This is a genomic window from Candidatus Nitrotoga sp. 1052 (assembly GCF_927312905.1).
Taxonomy (GTDB): Bacteria; Pseudomonadota; Gammaproteobacteria; order Burkholderiales; family Gallionellaceae; genus Nitrotoga.
Genome location: NZ_CAKMHQ010000076.1, coordinates 1 through 14,613 on the forward strand (window position 1 = coordinate 1; position 14,613 = coordinate 14,613).

13 protein-coding genes, 2 tRNA genes and 1 pseudogene are annotated in these 14,613 nt (G+C 49.4%); 11 read left to right on the forward strand and 5 right to left on the reverse strand.

The window, feature by feature from the left end; genetic code table 11:
• The first annotated feature begins 102 nt into the window (after positions 1 to 102).
• The 3 genes from MJ768_RS13480 (at position 103) to MJ768_RS13490 (ending at position 1,630) form a co-directional block, all read left to right on the forward strand.
• Positions 103 to 178 (forward strand) — tRNA-Ala (locus MJ768_RS13480).
• A 23-nt stretch (positions 179 to 201) separates the two neighbouring features.
• Positions 202 to 277 (forward strand) — tRNA-Glu (locus MJ768_RS13485).
• Between the two features lie 210 nt (positions 278 to 487).
• Entirely contained in the window at positions 488 to 1,630 is a 1,143-nt protein-coding gene (locus tag MJ768_RS13490; protein WP_239292452.1) for a S1C family serine protease, read from the forward strand.
• Between the two features lie 547 nt (positions 1,631 to 2,177).
• Here MJ768_RS13490 and MJ768_RS13495 read toward each other — a convergent pair.
• Positions 2,178 to 2,471, reverse strand: coding sequence for an HU family DNA-binding protein (locus MJ768_RS13495; RefSeq protein WP_239292453.1), 294 nt, complete (start codon positions 2,469 to 2,471; stop codon positions 2,178 to 2,180).
• Between the two features lie 583 nt (positions 2,472 to 3,054).
• Here MJ768_RS13495 and MJ768_RS13500 point away from each other — a divergent pair.
• Complete coding sequence (locus MJ768_RS13500; RefSeq protein WP_239292454.1) at positions 3,055 to 3,354, forward strand: hypothetical protein; 300 nt, start codon at positions 3,055 to 3,057, stop codon at positions 3,352 to 3,354.
• Between the two features lie 204 nt (positions 3,355 to 3,558).
• Here MJ768_RS13500 and tilS read toward each other — a convergent pair whose 3' ends face one another.
• From tilS to MJ768_RS13515, 3 genes are all read right to left on the reverse strand, one after another.
• Entirely contained in the window at positions 3,559 to 4,911 is a 1,353-nt protein-coding gene (tilS, locus tag MJ768_RS13505) for a tRNA lysidine(34) synthetase TilS (RefSeq protein ID WP_239292455.1), read from the reverse strand.
• Complete coding sequence (locus MJ768_RS13510; protein ID WP_239292456.1) at positions 4,883 to 5,848, reverse strand: acetyl-CoA carboxylase carboxyltransferase subunit alpha; 966 nt, start codon at positions 5,846 to 5,848, stop codon at positions 4,883 to 4,885. The genes tilS and MJ768_RS13510 overlap by 29 nt, the downstream gene beginning before the upstream one ends.
• A 109-nt stretch (positions 5,849 to 5,957) precedes the next feature.
• Positions 5,958 to 6,995 carry a hypothetical protein gene (locus MJ768_RS13515; RefSeq protein WP_239292457.1) on the reverse strand — a complete coding sequence of 346 codons (1,038 nt, stop codon included), beginning with the start codon at positions 6,993 to 6,995 and terminating at the stop codon, positions 5,958 to 5,960.
• Positions 6,996 to 7,129: 134 nt separating this feature from the next.
• Here MJ768_RS13515 and MJ768_RS13520 point away from each other — a divergent pair, with 134 nt between their 5' ends.
• From MJ768_RS13520 to MJ768_RS13530, 3 genes and pseudogenes are all read left to right on the forward strand, one after another.
• On the forward strand, positions 7,130 to 8,374 hold the full coding sequence (locus tag MJ768_RS13520; protein ID WP_239292468.1) for a lipoprotein-releasing ABC transporter permease subunit: 1,245 nt from the start codon (positions 7,130 to 7,132) through the stop codon (positions 8,372 to 8,374).
• Entirely contained in the window at positions 8,367 to 9,047 is a 681-nt protein-coding gene (gene lolD, locus MJ768_RS13525; RefSeq protein WP_239292458.1) for a lipoprotein-releasing ABC transporter ATP-binding protein LolD, read from the forward strand. Before MJ768_RS13520 ends, lolD begins: the two co-directional genes overlap by 8 nt.
• Positions 9,048 to 9,200: 153 nt before the next feature.
• A pseudogene (locus MJ768_RS13530) lies at positions 9,201 to 9,729 on the forward strand (IS3 family transposase); the annotation flags it as partial.
• Positions 9,730 to 9,818: 89 nt separating this feature from the next.
• Here the strand turns inward: MJ768_RS13530 and MJ768_RS13535 are convergent.
• The gene (locus MJ768_RS13535) at positions 9,819 to 11,648 is read right to left on the reverse strand and encodes a potassium transporter Kup (RefSeq protein WP_239292459.1); all 1,830 of its coding nucleotides are present in this window, start codon (positions 11,646 to 11,648) and stop codon (positions 9,819 to 9,821) included.
• A 542-nt stretch (positions 11,649 to 12,190) separates the two neighbouring features.
• On the opposite strand from MJ768_RS13535, the gene MJ768_RS13540 reads away from it, so the two are divergent.
• From MJ768_RS13540 to MJ768_RS13555, 4 genes are all read left to right on the forward strand, one after another.
• Positions 12,191 to 12,748: a YqhA family protein gene (locus MJ768_RS13540; RefSeq protein ID WP_239292461.1), complete on the forward strand. Its 558-nt coding sequence runs from the start codon at positions 12,191 to 12,193 to the stop codon at positions 12,746 to 12,748.
• 3 nt (positions 12,749 to 12,751) lie between these two features.
• On the forward strand, positions 12,752 to 12,895 hold the full coding sequence (locus MJ768_RS13545; protein WP_239292462.1) for a hypothetical protein: 144 nt from the start codon (positions 12,752 to 12,754) through the stop codon (positions 12,893 to 12,895).
• Positions 12,896 to 12,900: 5 nt separating this feature from the next.
• Positions 12,901 to 13,563 carry a thiopurine S-methyltransferase gene (locus MJ768_RS13550; RefSeq protein WP_239292464.1) on the forward strand — a complete coding sequence of 221 codons (663 nt, stop codon included), beginning with the start codon at positions 12,901 to 12,903 and terminating at the stop codon, positions 13,561 to 13,563.
• Positions 13,564 to 13,916: 353 nt separating this feature from the next.
• The gene (locus tag MJ768_RS13555) at positions 13,917 to 14,471 is read left to right on the forward strand and encodes a class I SAM-dependent methyltransferase (RefSeq protein WP_239292466.1); all 555 of its coding nucleotides are present in this window, start codon (positions 13,917 to 13,919) and stop codon (positions 14,469 to 14,471) included.
• The last annotated feature ends 142 nt before the right edge of the window (positions 14,472 to 14,613 follow it).

Below are 14,613 nucleotides of genomic sequence, written 5' to 3' on the forward strand. Positions count from 1 at the left end.
ATTCCTCGTTGGAAATACGGCTTTCGTTCAGGCTCATACCACATTGGATAAGGCTTCAGCTTTACAAGGATAGGCTCGATCATTATAATGCGCGCACATTTTGGGGGTATAGCTCAGCTGGGAGAGCGCTTGCATGGCATGCAAGAGGTCAGCGGTTCGATCCCGCTTATCTCCACCAAAATGGCATCACCAAGCCCTTTAGTCCCCATCGTCTAGAGGCCTAGGACACCGCCCTTTCACGGCGGTAACACGAGTTCGAATCTCGTTGGGGACGCCAAATAAATCAATGGCTTGCAGTAAATCAGGCCATTATTCTTTGCATCTTGTCTCGGATTTATCTCGGAAATGGATTCCATTTGAGATCAGTAAACCGACGATTTTTCACCTTATCAGCACTAATAAATTCTTGGTTCGTCAGTGATAGAATCCATATTTATTTTTCCAAGGAGAATAAATATGGATTCTATCAGCTGACCGGTATTGATTCATGGACATTGAACCCTATCGAAGAACACCCGATCCATTTTACCGCCGCCTAGTGGCCGTCGTCATAATGGTAGCGGCGTTGATGCTGCTATGGACGCTGTTGCCAGCCATTGAATCACTATGGGCTCCTTCGGAAGGTCAGCTCCGTGCGGTCACTGCCCGAGGTGATCTGGCCGCCGATGAAAAAAACACTATCGAACTGTTCGAAAAATCCCGCGGCTCAGTAGTGTTCATTTCCACCGCCGCCCTGGTGCGCGACGTGTGGACACGCAACGTCTTTGCCGTTCCCAAGGGGACGGGCTCCGGCTTTATCTGGGACGACGCCGGCCATGTAGTCACCAACTACCACGTGATTGAGAATGCGTCTGGTGCCACAGTAAAGTTGGCCGACGGCCGAGACTACAAGGCAGCTCTAATCGGCGCTAGTCCTGCACACGATATTGCGGTGTTGCGCATCGGCGTGGGCTTCAAGCGCCCGCTGCCTGTGCCGATAGGCACCAGCCACGACCTGAAGGTGGGCCAGAAGGTTTTTGCCATTGGCAACCCATTCGGCCTGGACTGGACGCTGACCAACGGCATCGTCTCAGCGCTCGATCGTTCACTGGCCGGAAATATCGGTCCTGCCATTGAACACCTGATCCAGACCGATGCCGCCATCAACCCTGGCAACTCGGGCGGTCCGCTACTGGATTCGGCGGGTCGGCTCATTGGCATCAATACCGCCATCTACAGCCCCAGCGGGGCATCCGCCGGCATCGGTTTTGCCGTCCCTGTGGACACCGTCATGCGCGTGGTGCCACAACTAATCAAGAGTGGCAAATATATTCGTCCAGCCTTGGGTATCGAGGCTGATGAACAAATCAACCAGCGATTGAATGGCATAACTGGCACCAAGGGGGTAGTGGTGCTGCGCGTGCATCCAGGCTCAGCAGCCGAAAAGGCGGGTCTCAAGGGCGTGACAGTGACCCCCCAAGGTATGAGACTTGGCGACATCATCGTGGCGGTCAATGGCAAGGATGTCTATTCGGTACAAAAACTGCTGGCCCGTCTTGATGACCACAAAGTCGGCGATGTGGTCCAGCTGACCGTAATGCATCAAGGTGAAAAGCGGGACCTAACCGTGACCCTGCAACCGGGAAATTAAAGATGACGAATTTACTATGGATAACAATGAAATCGACGCTGACTTGCCCGGAGTGCGGCCACATCAAGACCGAGACAGTGCCCACCGACACCTGCTGTGGGCACAAAAGTACTATCACACTCTTGAGGACGCCCAATAAATAAAGTGTTGCGTAATTTCATTATCACGCAACACTTTTAAAGGTTAGATTGCAGATTGTGGCAATGTCAAAAAACTAACCAATTCTCTAAAAATACGCTGGCATTCCAAACTTCTCCAACACGTTTAACCGTTTCTTGGCTGATGTGCTAGAGCTGATGTCGGGCTATCCTTGACGCATCTTTTCATCTTTTTTTATCTTCTTTGCAGCCTTTTTTTCCTTCAGCGTTTTAGTGGGTTCCTTCTTGACTGTTTTTTTACTTTCTTGACCTTTACTCATAATTCTACTCCTTGATAATATTGGAATTATAAAGAATAACTCTGCATTCGATTCTTGATTCACGTTACCTGCAGCAGGTTATAAACATCCCCACCTCCCGCAGATCTTGGCAAATTAAAGAATATCTTGTTATTTTTTCTTGGTTTTTGCGCCAGCGACCGCATCTTTCAATTTACTGCCGACTTTGAATTTAACAACATTCTTGGCTGATATCTTTAATTCTTTGCCTGTGGCTGGATTGCGGCCGATTCGTGCGGCGCGTGCTTCGACGGCAAACGTACCAAAACGTATTAGTTGAACGTTATCGCCTTTTGTTAAAGAAGTTTGAATAGCAGCCGTCAGAGCATTCAAGGTTTCTTCTATACTGGACTTTGTCTTCTTAGTGGATTTGGCTACTGCATCAATCAGTTCTGATTTATTCATGATGTTGACTTCCGTATGGTTGAAAAGACGGTTAACTGTATCAAGTCATAGTATCAATTACAAGAAATTATATAAATTATTCAACCTGCAGCAACAAATTTATTTGCATTGATTTTGTTGAGTTTATAATTTGAATTGTCATTCACGCAGGAAATAAATCTTGTCAAGAATGGTGCAGGCATTTGAACCCGAGCAACTTTCGAGGATTGATGTTCAATTTTCACACAAACTCCCAGCTACTCTTGTAAGAAACTGCTCAAATCACTGTCACTGTCCTTGGGCAAGCACTGACGCAGCAAGCCTGTCGCTGCCTGCTGCCAAGGCGGTATTCTATAAGTGGGCAACGGTGTCATTCGACCCCTCGGCTCTAAAGGTCGTCAACTCAGTTCATGGAGGACTCAGTTCTCGGAATGGTAAGAAAACTGTTAGCATTAAAACATTCGTTGGAAGAGTAAAAGCCGGAAGAAGCTTAATAGCGCAGCATTAGTAATTCCAACAATAGATATTCCGCAATTAAGCTAGAACGCACACACAAAATTAAATGTTAAGAAACTGGATAATAAAATGGTTCAAAGGGCCTCAAATGAGCGAAATAAGCGAAATTAAAGTAAAACATGAGGTAATAAGCAAGCATCTGTTAAATATGATTCCTGGGTGCAAAGTCAGGCACAAGCACGATTTTGATGCTGACACAGTGGTCTTTTATATTGAAATTTCCGGAATTACCAAAGAATTTAAAATAAGTGATCAGTATTTACAGGACTATACAACCCTTGAGCTCTTTGACTTCATTAAGCAAAAAGAAGTTATACAAATCATTTCCAATCATAGAAAAGTTAAAATATTGATAAGGGAAGGCTATCCTGCAATCAGCTATAAGTAATCCGAAAATCCGGAAAACCAAGCTTTTATACCTGACCCCGAGAAACATCAGCAAAAATGGACAATTCCTACCCGGCTGGAAAGCCGTTCTGACCCGCTTCTCCATCCAGCTTACTAAACGAATTTTACAAAGTTAATCAAAACCCCGTTCACACAAAATCGTGAACACCACCACCACAATCGTTATTCCAACTCAGCCGGGGATTTATGCCGTATTGAGAACTGCGCGCCAAATGACCACCACTCCAGCTTCATCCGGCTGAGCCCGATATGTATTGGCTATTGCTATGTCCGGGACACACACCAAGTCAGCATCGCAAAAAAGCAAGGGTAATAAGTCGCGTTGCCACGGCAGTACCTCATATTCCTGCAATAGATTTTTCAAGCCTCGTTGCGGTCGCGCAGCATCCACCCGAATGTTTTCGCCGCCATGACGCGAACGAATCTTGGCAATGCCGAGTTGTAATTTTGCCAAACTGATACCCTGCCCGATGGCATGTTTAAAATGAAGCTCACCGTGTGGTGGAGGCAACACTGTTTCTGCTTCACCATGCCACATAACGGTGAAATCAACCGGCGGCGGCAACGCAGGCATGGTGTAAGCATGGTCGCGATATCGACGCATTTGCCAGCCCTGCCAGTCGATGCACACTTGCGCATCTGGGCGAGCATTGCACAGTTGGCGCAGCATTTCTTGTAGCCGTGTGCTGTCTGGAATGGGTGCCCCTTGCGCCGCAAGGAAATAACGCAATAGATTTTTTCCTCTTACAACGCCCAACACACGCAATTTCTTAATATCCAAACGGTTATTTGCTATTGCCAATTCCGCATCCTGCTGTGCCAACTCATCCAGCAGTTCAGTTGCCTCGGCAAAATGCTGTGCGCTGCGCAACAAAGTTTTGCGGTAGGCTGGAAATCGTTGTTCCAACAGCGGCAGAATGCGATGGCGTAAAAAATTGCGAGGGTAAGTGTCATCGGCGTTGCTTTCATCTTCCACCCATTGGAGGGCATGCTGTTGCGCGTAGTCAATCAATATGGAACGAGGAACATCGAGCAAAGGGCGCAACAGTGTCGGGACATTAGCACGATGCTTTATAGCTGGCATGGCGCTTGCGCCGCGCACTCCAGCCCCGCGCAGCAACTGCAGCAGCAAAGTTTCAGCCTGATCGTCAAGATGATGCGCCAGTGCAATAAAATCCACCGGCTGTTGTGCAAGCGCGGCGTGACGAAGTTTGCGCGCCGCCGCCTCAATCCCTAGCGAGCGTAACGGCGCGATATTTACATGTTCGACTTGCAGGGAGACTCCATAGAGCGCGCACAAATCAGTACAGAATGCCGCCCAAACGTCCGCTTGCGGGTTAATACCGTGATGTACATGCAATGCGCTTAGACGCCATGAATAACGGAGGGAAAGCTGCTGTAGCAGGTGCAGCAGGACGACTGAATCAACACCACCGCTCAATCCAAGCAGGATGGAGCTGCCCGCAGGAAGCAAGGGTGAGAGCGCATCGGAGACGCGCTCTGTTAAATCAAAGCTCGACTTCCTTGAACTTGCCATAGCCCATTACGCGGTTGAAACGGATCTGCAACAGCTTGTCTATGGAGTGAGATTGCACCTGTTTAAGGGTATCCTGTAAGCTTTTTTTCAGGGTTGACATCATTGCCTGGTAATCACGGTGAGCACCGCCCGGCGGTTCGTTAACGATCTTGTCGATTAACCCCAACGCCTTCAATCTGGTAGCGGTGATACCCAGCGTTTCCGCCGCATCAGCCGACTTGTCCGCATTTTTCCAAAGAATGGCAGCACAGCCTTCTGGCGAGATGACCGAGTATGTGGCGTATTGCAGCATCAACAACACATCACCTACTGCAATGGCCAACGCGCCACCAGAGCCACCCTCTCCAATCACCGTACAGACCAAAGGCACGCGCAGTTCTGCCATCACATACAAGCTTTTGCCGATGGCTTCGGACTGACCACGTTCTTCGGCACCGATTCCGGGATACGCACCCGGGGTATCGATAAAAGTCATAATGGGAATATCGAATTTCTCCGCCAGCCGCATCAAGCGCATCGCCTTGCGGTAGCCCTCGGGCCGAGGCATGCCAAAGTTGCGATATTGCCGCTCCTTGGTATCCCGCCCTTTTTGATGTCCGATTACCATCACACTTTGGCCATTAAAACGCGCCAACCCTCCGACGATAGCCGGATCATCGGCATAGGAGCGATCTCCATGCAACTCCTCAAAATCAGTAAACAAGTGCTGAATGTAATCCAGCGTGTAGGGGCGCTGCGGATGGCGTGACACTTGTGAGATTTGCCACGGCGTGAGCTTGGCGTAAATATCCTTGGCTAGCGACTGGCTTTTTATTTGCAGACGGCTAATCTCATCGGAGATATCAAGTGCAGAGTCATTCTGTACAAAGCGAAGTTGCTCAATTTTGCCTGCCAATTCGGCGATGGGCTGCTCAAAATCCAAGAAGATGGCTTTCATAAATTTCGTATTTATTTGCGTATTCAAATGATACAGTATCTCACTAGCCAGGCCAAAGGGCGCGGATAGAATTTTGCTGCGCTGCTGAAAATTCAGTCTGTTTTTTTTGCTACGCCAGCGCATATCGCGTCAAAGATTTGGACAAGCGCCACGGCTTCCACACCGCACTGCGCGTCAACACAAATCGCTGTGCAACGCCAGCATTAAGTACATTCAGGCTAAGCTGCTTGATGCGCCTGTTACGCAGTGCTTTCCACAATGGTGCAATATAACTTTGCTCCAGGCGCTCTACCGAATCGCGCCAGGCATGCAGGTCACCTTGCTGAAGTGGGCGGCGCAAACCCTCCCAGACGATTAGCATGTCACCTTCATTATCATCAACACACCGGGTTAAATCATCCGGCAATATTTGATAGGGAATGCCTGCCGCCTGCGCGAACGCCTCGGCCAGAAAGCTGTCGCCGCAAACCTTCGTATATGGCCGCGCCAATTGTTCCACCGCATGTCCTCCTCCCCACAGCCATATACTGTTTATGGGAAAATCACCACGCGCCTCGCGCGCCTGATTTACAGCATGTTCGAAAAAAAGCATTTGGATTTCGTTGAAGACTTTATGCCAACGCAAGGCATCCTGTCCTTTCGGCAAATACGTTTGTACGTTCCTGCCTGCCACCTGCGCCAAGGGACGTGTCACGATGTCTGGAACGCTCTCCAACTGGAGATACCAGCGCTGCGGATTGGGCGAAAAAAAACGCAAGCCTTCAGCAGTAAAATGCGTATTCAAACTGCCGCACAACTGCGCCGCTTCATCAGCATTCAATGGTACATCCGGATGCAAAGACAATTGTGTGCGCTGCATTTGCAGATACACTGGATCAGCGCGTAACCAATAGCCCGCACCTGGCTGCATCCCGTCCGCCATCAAGGTAATCGGTGCGATGGGTTCGTCCATCTGTCGTGCGATACCAAAAGTCCGGCATAGCCATTCTTCGAGCGTACCTGTTGAGCCAATTTCTGAGGATAACGATGCAGGCTTGGCACGCGCCAGCATTTTCTCAAGGACAGGCACAGACAGACCGGCGCAAGCGTTGACAGAAATCTCTTGCGGCAAGAATAAATCAAGGATAACGATGTCTACATTTCTCATGTTGAATTTGTCCGAAATTACTTATCAGAATATTGCAGCTGGCGTGAAGTAATTTTTATCTTTACCAGTTTACCATCCCGCAGAGAGCGCTCTTATGGCAAACTAGCGCCCCATTCTTTTTGAGCACCTTCACTTTGCGTCCTTACGAACTCTTTATCGGTCTGCGTTACACCCGTGCCAAGCGGCGCAATCATTTCATTTCCTTTATTTCGCTTATCTCCATGTTGGGTATGGCCTTGGGCGTGGCTGCGCTGATTGTAGTGCTGTCGGTAATGAACGGTTTCCAGAAAGAAATCCGCACGCGCATTTTAGGTATCGCGCCCCACCTGCAAATCAGTGAAGAGGGGAACTACATGGTCGATTGGCAACCTACCTTACAGCTCACGACAAAATATCCTCAAGTGGCGGCTGCCGCACCATTCGTAAATGGGCAAGGCATGGTGTCGTTTGATCAAAACGTACAGGGCGTAATGGTACGCGGCATTTTGCCGCAGGATGAAAGCAAAGTGATAGACCTTTCTGACAAGATGAAAGCCGGTTCGCTGGAAGCCTTGCAGGAAGGCAGTTTCGGCATCGTGCTGGGTTCAGACTTGGCGCGCGCACTGGGGGCGCATCTGAACGACAAGGTGTTGCTTATCTCTCCTCAGGGGCAGATCACTCCGGCGGGAATGGTGCCGCGCCTCAAGCAATTCCGCGTAGTCGGTATTTTTGAGATCGGTATGGCACCCTATGACAATGCGCTGGCACTGATTCACCTTAATGACGCGCAGAAGCTCTATCAAATGGGTAGCGCGGTAAGCGGCATCAGCGCACGTCTGCATGACCTCGATCTGGCTCCGCACGTGGCCATCGAGATACAGCGTATCTTGCCGCGCAATACCTACGTTAGCGACTGGACACGCCAGCACTCTAATTATTTCCGCGCAGTGCAGATCGAAAAGAAAATGATGTTTATCATTCTCTCACTTATTGTGGCGGTAGCAGCATTCAACATTGTCTCCACGCTGGTAATGGCAGTTACCGACAAACAAGCCGACATCGCCATCCTGCGCACGCTTGGTGCCTCGCCTGCCAGCATCATGAAAATATTCATCGTACAAGGCGCCCTGATTGGCCTGATCGGCTCGGTATTCGGCGTTGGAGGAGGCATACTGCTAAGCCTCAACATCGACACTGTGGTGCCGTTTATAGAACGACTGCTGGGCATGCACTTCCTCTCCAAGGAAGTGTATTTCATCAGCGAATTGCCCTCCGACTTACAGCGCGGAGATGTGCTGATCGTGGCATGTTTCTCCTTTCTCATCAGCCTGCTCGCCACGCTATATCCAAGTTGGCGCGCATCCAGAACTCAACCGGCAGAGGCGCTACGCTATGAGTGAGATGGTTATTTCCTGCCGCGACTTATGCAAAACATTTGTGCAAGGCAAACTCAATGTACCCGTGCTTAACGGCGTTAACATTGATGTCATGCGCGGTGAACGTATCGCCATCGTAGGTAGCTCCGGCTCCGGCAAAAGCACCCTCCTCCACTTGCTCGGTGGATTGGACAAGGCCAGCGGCGGCAGCGTCGCTATCCTCGGCCACGATGTGCAAGCCATGAATGAAGCGGAGCGCGGCACTCTGCGCAACCGGGCGCTGGGTTTTGTGTACCAGTTCCACCATCTGTTGGCGGAATTCACCGCACTGGAAAATGTTGCCATGCCATTACTGATCCGTGGCCAGAAGCGAAGTGAAACAGACCCGATTGCCGCACGTATGCTCGGGCTGGTGGGGCTCCCACACCGTACGGAGCATCTGCCCGCCGAACTTTCCGGTGGTGAACGTCAGCGTGTCGCCGTAGCGCGCGCACTAGTCACCGAGCCAGCCTGCGTATTGGCAGACGAGCCTACCGGAAATCTGGACCGCGCCAGTGCGCAAGCATTATTTGAACTGATGCAAGAACTCAATTCCAGGCTTAACACCAGCTTCATCGTAGTCACCCACGACTTGGAGCTAGCGGGAAAAATGCAGCGGCAGCTTCGCCTGATGGATGGAGTGCTGCACGAAGCGTGATTGCCGCAGAGGCTGTTGTCGCAATGCAGCTTTTATATTGATTCACCGCGCAGCGCCCCATATATGTATCACTCCAGAATTTGTTTCGGCTAAAAATAGTGGAGTCCAAGAGGTTAAGCAGCTAGTGTAGTGCGTCAATTAGAAGTGTACTTATTCAAGGCGACCGCTCCCAATCAGATCTGGGTGACCGACATCACCTACATCCCGATTGATGAGGGTTGGCTCTATCTGGAGGCCACAAAGATTTGTTCAGTGGCGACCTAGTGGGCTACGCCATGAGCGAGCAAATGACCAGAAATTTGATCAGCCAATCGCTGTTTCGGGGTGTGGCGGCAAAACGTCAACCGCGCGAACTGATACACCACTCGGATCGGGATAGCCAGTATTGCGCTTATGAGTTCAGAAAATTGCGCGATCAGTTCGGCGTGGTGCCATCGATGTCGCGCCGGGGAAACTGCTACGACAACGCCTGCCACGACAACGCCCCCATGGAAAGCTTCTGGGGATTGCTCAACATGAATTGGCGCATCACCGGCGCTTCAAGACTCGCGCCGAGGCCATTCAGGCCATCATCGAATACATAGAAATATTTTACCGGCGGCAGCGCAAACAGGCACGTTTGGGATATCTATCTCCTGTCGCATTTGAGCGCCAATTCTATGAAAATAGGTTGGCGGCATAAACCCGTTGGTGTCCATCATTGACAACCGACCTCATATATCGATCGGTCGTTATATGCCGGTATCGACCCGAAAAGAATATTTGCGGCAACTATATTTCTATACGAGTACCCATTTCAATAACCCGATTCGTTGGTATCTTAAAGAACTCCGTCGCATTCATCGCATTCTTTGACATCATAATAAATAACCATTCCCGCCATTTCATCATGCCGGGAGTCGGCGCTGACACGATCAAAGCGCGAGACGTAAAGAAGGTGGTATCCATCATGTCAAATGGCAGACCTAACGATGCACATAAATCCAAAGCGGCAGGTACATCGGGAGTTTGCATGAATCCGTAGAAAACCTTCACTCGATAAAAGCTCTTGCCCAAGTCATTAATTAACAGACGGTTGCCCTTCGTAACAAAAGGTTTGTCTTCAATAATAACGGAAAGCAGAACGTTGCGTTCGTGCAGCACTTGGTTGTGTTTTAGGTTGTGTAGTAATGCGGCAGGCGCTCCCTCATTAACACCAACCAAGAAGACCGCGGTTCCGCGTGCCCGGTTGACTTCGCCCACATAATCTACAATTGTTTGAATAGGGATGGATCGACGTGAAATCTCTTCGAACAACAATTTTCTTCCGCGCTTCCATGTGGTGAGGACAACAAATGAAACGAGAGCGATGCCCAGCGGGAACCAACCGCCCTGTGGAATCTTTATGGCATTGGCCGCAAAATAGGCCAAGTCAACGCAAAGAAATGTGCCTATCAGAGAAATAACCAGTAATGGGGACCAACGCCAAGCAACCAGCACAAAGGCAATCAGTATTGTGTCGATCGTCATCGTTCCAGTAACAGCAATACCGTAGGCGGCCGCCAGATTGCTGGAGCTCTGAAAGGTTAAGACCAAATAAACCACCGCCAGATATAGCGTCCAATTAGTAAATGGCACGTAAATCTGACCATGCGCTTTACTTGAAGTTTGGCGGATTTCCATTCGTGGCAAAAACCCCATCTGCACCGACTGACTTGCCACCGAAAATGCGCCTGAGATTACTGCCTGCGAAGCAATCACTGTTGCCGCAGTTGCAAGCAACACCATTGGGATCAATGCCCACTCAGGAGCCAGCAGAAAGAATGGACTTTTGACAGCCTGTGGATTGTCTAGCAATAGTGCGCCTTGCCCGAAATAATTGAATACCAACGCGGGGAGCACAAAGGAGAACCAGGTCAGCCTAATTGGAAACCGTCCAAAGTGTCCCATGTCGGTATACAAAGCTTCGCCACCCGTGACGGCAAGCACGACTGAGCCGAGGGTCAGAAATGAAAGCCAAGGGTCAAAAAAAAGGAATTGGTAGGCATAAACAGGGTTGAGTGCCAAAAGTACGTGCGGATTTTGTGCTATAGATAAAACACCTAGAACGCCCAAGATTGAGAACCAAAGGATCATGATGGGGCCGAATGCCATTCCCATCGCGCCAGTACCTCGTTTCTGAACCAAGAACAATGCGGTAAGCACCATGATGGTGATCGGCAGCACAAAACTATTTAGTTGGGGTGCGATAATATTAAGACCTTCGACGGCCGATAGCACCGAAATGGCTGGTGTAATCATGCTATCGCCATAAAACAATGCAGCGGCAAATACACCAAGCATTGCGAACAACCACTTGGATTTGGGTCTGTTGGAATTTAATTCGCTCGCCAAGGCTAGCAAAGCCAAAGAGCCTCCCTCACCATGATTGTCGGCTCGCATAATGATGGTCACGTATTTCAATGACACCAATACCATGATGGTCCAGAACATTATCGAGAGAACACCAAGGACGTTGGCCTCGACGATTGGCAGAGGATGATGCCCGGCGAAGGTTTCCTTCAACGCATAGAGTGGGCTTGTGCCGATGTCTCCATACACGACACCAATTGCGCCCAGCATAAGTGCGGATAGATTTTGCTGCGTTTGCGGGCTGCCCATATATTTTCTATTCTTCGCCTTACTCAAAGGGGGCGGAACTCTACGCTTAATTATTAAAAAAAACAAACTTGCACTTCAGAAGTTCGCACCCAAAGTTAGGCATATTGAGTTATTACGACTGAACGAAGCTGGCAGTACGCAGTTATAATTGCAGACTGGATTTTCAACTTCCTTGTACCTGAATCTTGCCGTCATGTAATATGCATTCTTAGTAGTGATGAAGGCTTCAAGCTCATGCGAAAATGAGCCTGTGCAAATTGGTTATCATGGTTTGTTGCTGCTGAGGTTCGAATTCTCTCACCCAAGCTAAATAAATCAAATGCCTGTAGCTTAAACACTGTAAGCATTTTTTTACGGCTATGATTATCGTTTATGGGTACACCAGAAAAACGCTACTTGCCGTGTGCTTAATAATAATTTAACTTTAAAATATTTCGGGACGGGTTCGCAGTACCCATGAGCTCGCTCTTTCGCATTCTTCTATCAGGCAATAAAATAACGACATGCTAAAAGCTATCGAAAAATGGTTCGAAGCCACGCTCTGGAACGGACGCTTCGTGGTGGTGGTAGCAGTTGTGGCGAGCATGGCTGCCGCCATTGCGATTTTCTATATGGCCACGGTGGACGTGGTGTACCTTGTTGGCCACATGCTGCATTACGCCGACCCCGCCCTGACCGAAGAGGCACGCAAGCTACTTCACGACCAGACCATCTCCCATGTGGTGGAAGTGGTGGACGGGTACCTGCTCGCAACCTTCATGCTGATTTTTGCGCTCGGCATGTATGAATTGTTTGTCAGCGACATCGATGAAGCACATGGCAGCAAAACCTCCAGCAAGATACTGGTTATCGCGAGTCTGGACGACCTCAAGGCGCGACTGGCCAAGGTAATTCTGATGATCCTGATCGTCACTCTGTTCGAGGAAGCGCTGAACATGAAGATATCGACCCCGGTCGACCTGCTTTATCTCGGTGGCGCCATCGCCCTGATTGGCGCGTCACTGTTTCTGACCCACAAGGCGGAAGATCACGGAAAAGACAGCAAACACCCTGGAGATTGAGTCGTGAAATGCATGATCCTGTTTCCCATAGCCCACTGTGCGATTGATGAGCCTCATCAAAAGTTCGACCATGATCACTTCATGCTACAGAATCTGACATTTGGCGGCGAGCATGGCTATTCCGACTACACTTTCGTGGCAGGTTGATGATCATGGATACAGATTATTGGTGTGAGCGTTGGGCCAGAAGTGAAACGGGTTTCCATCAGAATGAAATCAATACTCACTTGCAGCGATTCTGGCCTGCACTGAACCTTGCGCCAGGCAGTCGTGTGTTCGTGCCACTCTGCGGCAAGAGCCGCGACATGCTTTGGCTGCGAGGGCAAGGCCATGAAGTGGTTGGTGTGGAAATTTGTCCATTGGCGGTAGAGGCATTCTTTGCCGAAAGCGGCCTGCAAGCATCAGTCACAAAACACGGTGCATTCAACCTTTACCAGACGGAGGGACTCAGACTTTACTGCGGCGACTTTTTCCAGATGACATCAGAGGATATGGCGGGGGTGAGCGCAGTTTTCGACCGCGCCTCGCTCATCGCGCTACCCCCATCGATGCGCAGTGCCTACGCAGCCCACATGCAGACCATCCTGGCTTCCGGCGTAAACACTCTGTTGGTCACCTTTGATTACCCCCAGCATGAAATGCAGGGGCCGCCTTTTAGCGTGAAGGAGCCGGAGGTAAAGGCGCTTTATGAGAAAACAGGCGAGGTACGCCTGTTGCATAACGCGGATATTCTCGACAAGGAACCACGCTTTCGCGACAAGGGTATAACCCAGTTGCAGGAAAAGGTTTTCCTTGTGACGCATAACGCGCGTTGAGCACTAGGGCACTTCTATAAATCCATCGCGCTGACGACGGATTTATAGAAGTACCCTTTAGTAAAAAATTAGAAAATCACATGTCCGCAATTAGTCTGTATTTCATGTTCTATAACTTCTGTAAGATTCATAAAGCACTACGGGTTACTCCAGCGATGGAAGCGGGTATCAGCAAAATGCTTTGGGAAATTTCTGATATCTGCCGCGAGGTCAAGTTAATTGCCCAAACACTGAAACGCTTACAGATCATTTCATGTAAGAGGTTTCAACGCTGGCCGGTGCATGTGAACGCCAGCCAACCGAATCAGAATATTTCGAATTTATGTACAACCAACTCACTGAAATGAGGAACCTTGAAAAAATCTAAATTAGCCCCAATCCATGTACCGACGGCGGAGCCAGTACGCTTGTGTATTGACATTGGATCAGGCAAGAAACCAAAGGCCGGGTTTGTCGGCATTGATGCAATCGACTTTGGCCAAAAGTACGTCCATGACGTTCGCATGGGGTTGCCGTTCAAAGCGAATACAGTGGATGAAGTGTATTCAAGCCATTTCGTTGAACACTTGACTGGGACAGAACGAGTAGCGTTTTTCAATGATCTATACCGCGTGATGAAAGTCGGTGCAGTTGCTACTATCGTTACGCCAAATTGGAGTCACGCTTGCGCATACGGCGATCCTACACACCAATGGCCTCCTATGTCGTCGTGGTATACATTGTACCTAGACAAGAACTGGCGTGATTCTCAAGCCCCGCATGTAGCATACACGTGTGACTTTGTGGGTGGCATTGCAGGTAAGTGGGATGCGCGTTTGAACGGTCGCGACTTTGAATTTACTCAAGCCGCAATGAATAACGAAACGAACGCTTGGCTTGACTTGATATGCACCTTGACCAAGAGATAAAGTAAACACATATTAACAAGATGTTCCTTGAGTCAAGAAAAGCTCCTACATTTGATCTATAGTGGCTCTCATTTTCCGGACAATGAATTAAGGGCACCTCTAAAAATCCAATTTTCGTCACAATACGGCGTTACTCGAAAAA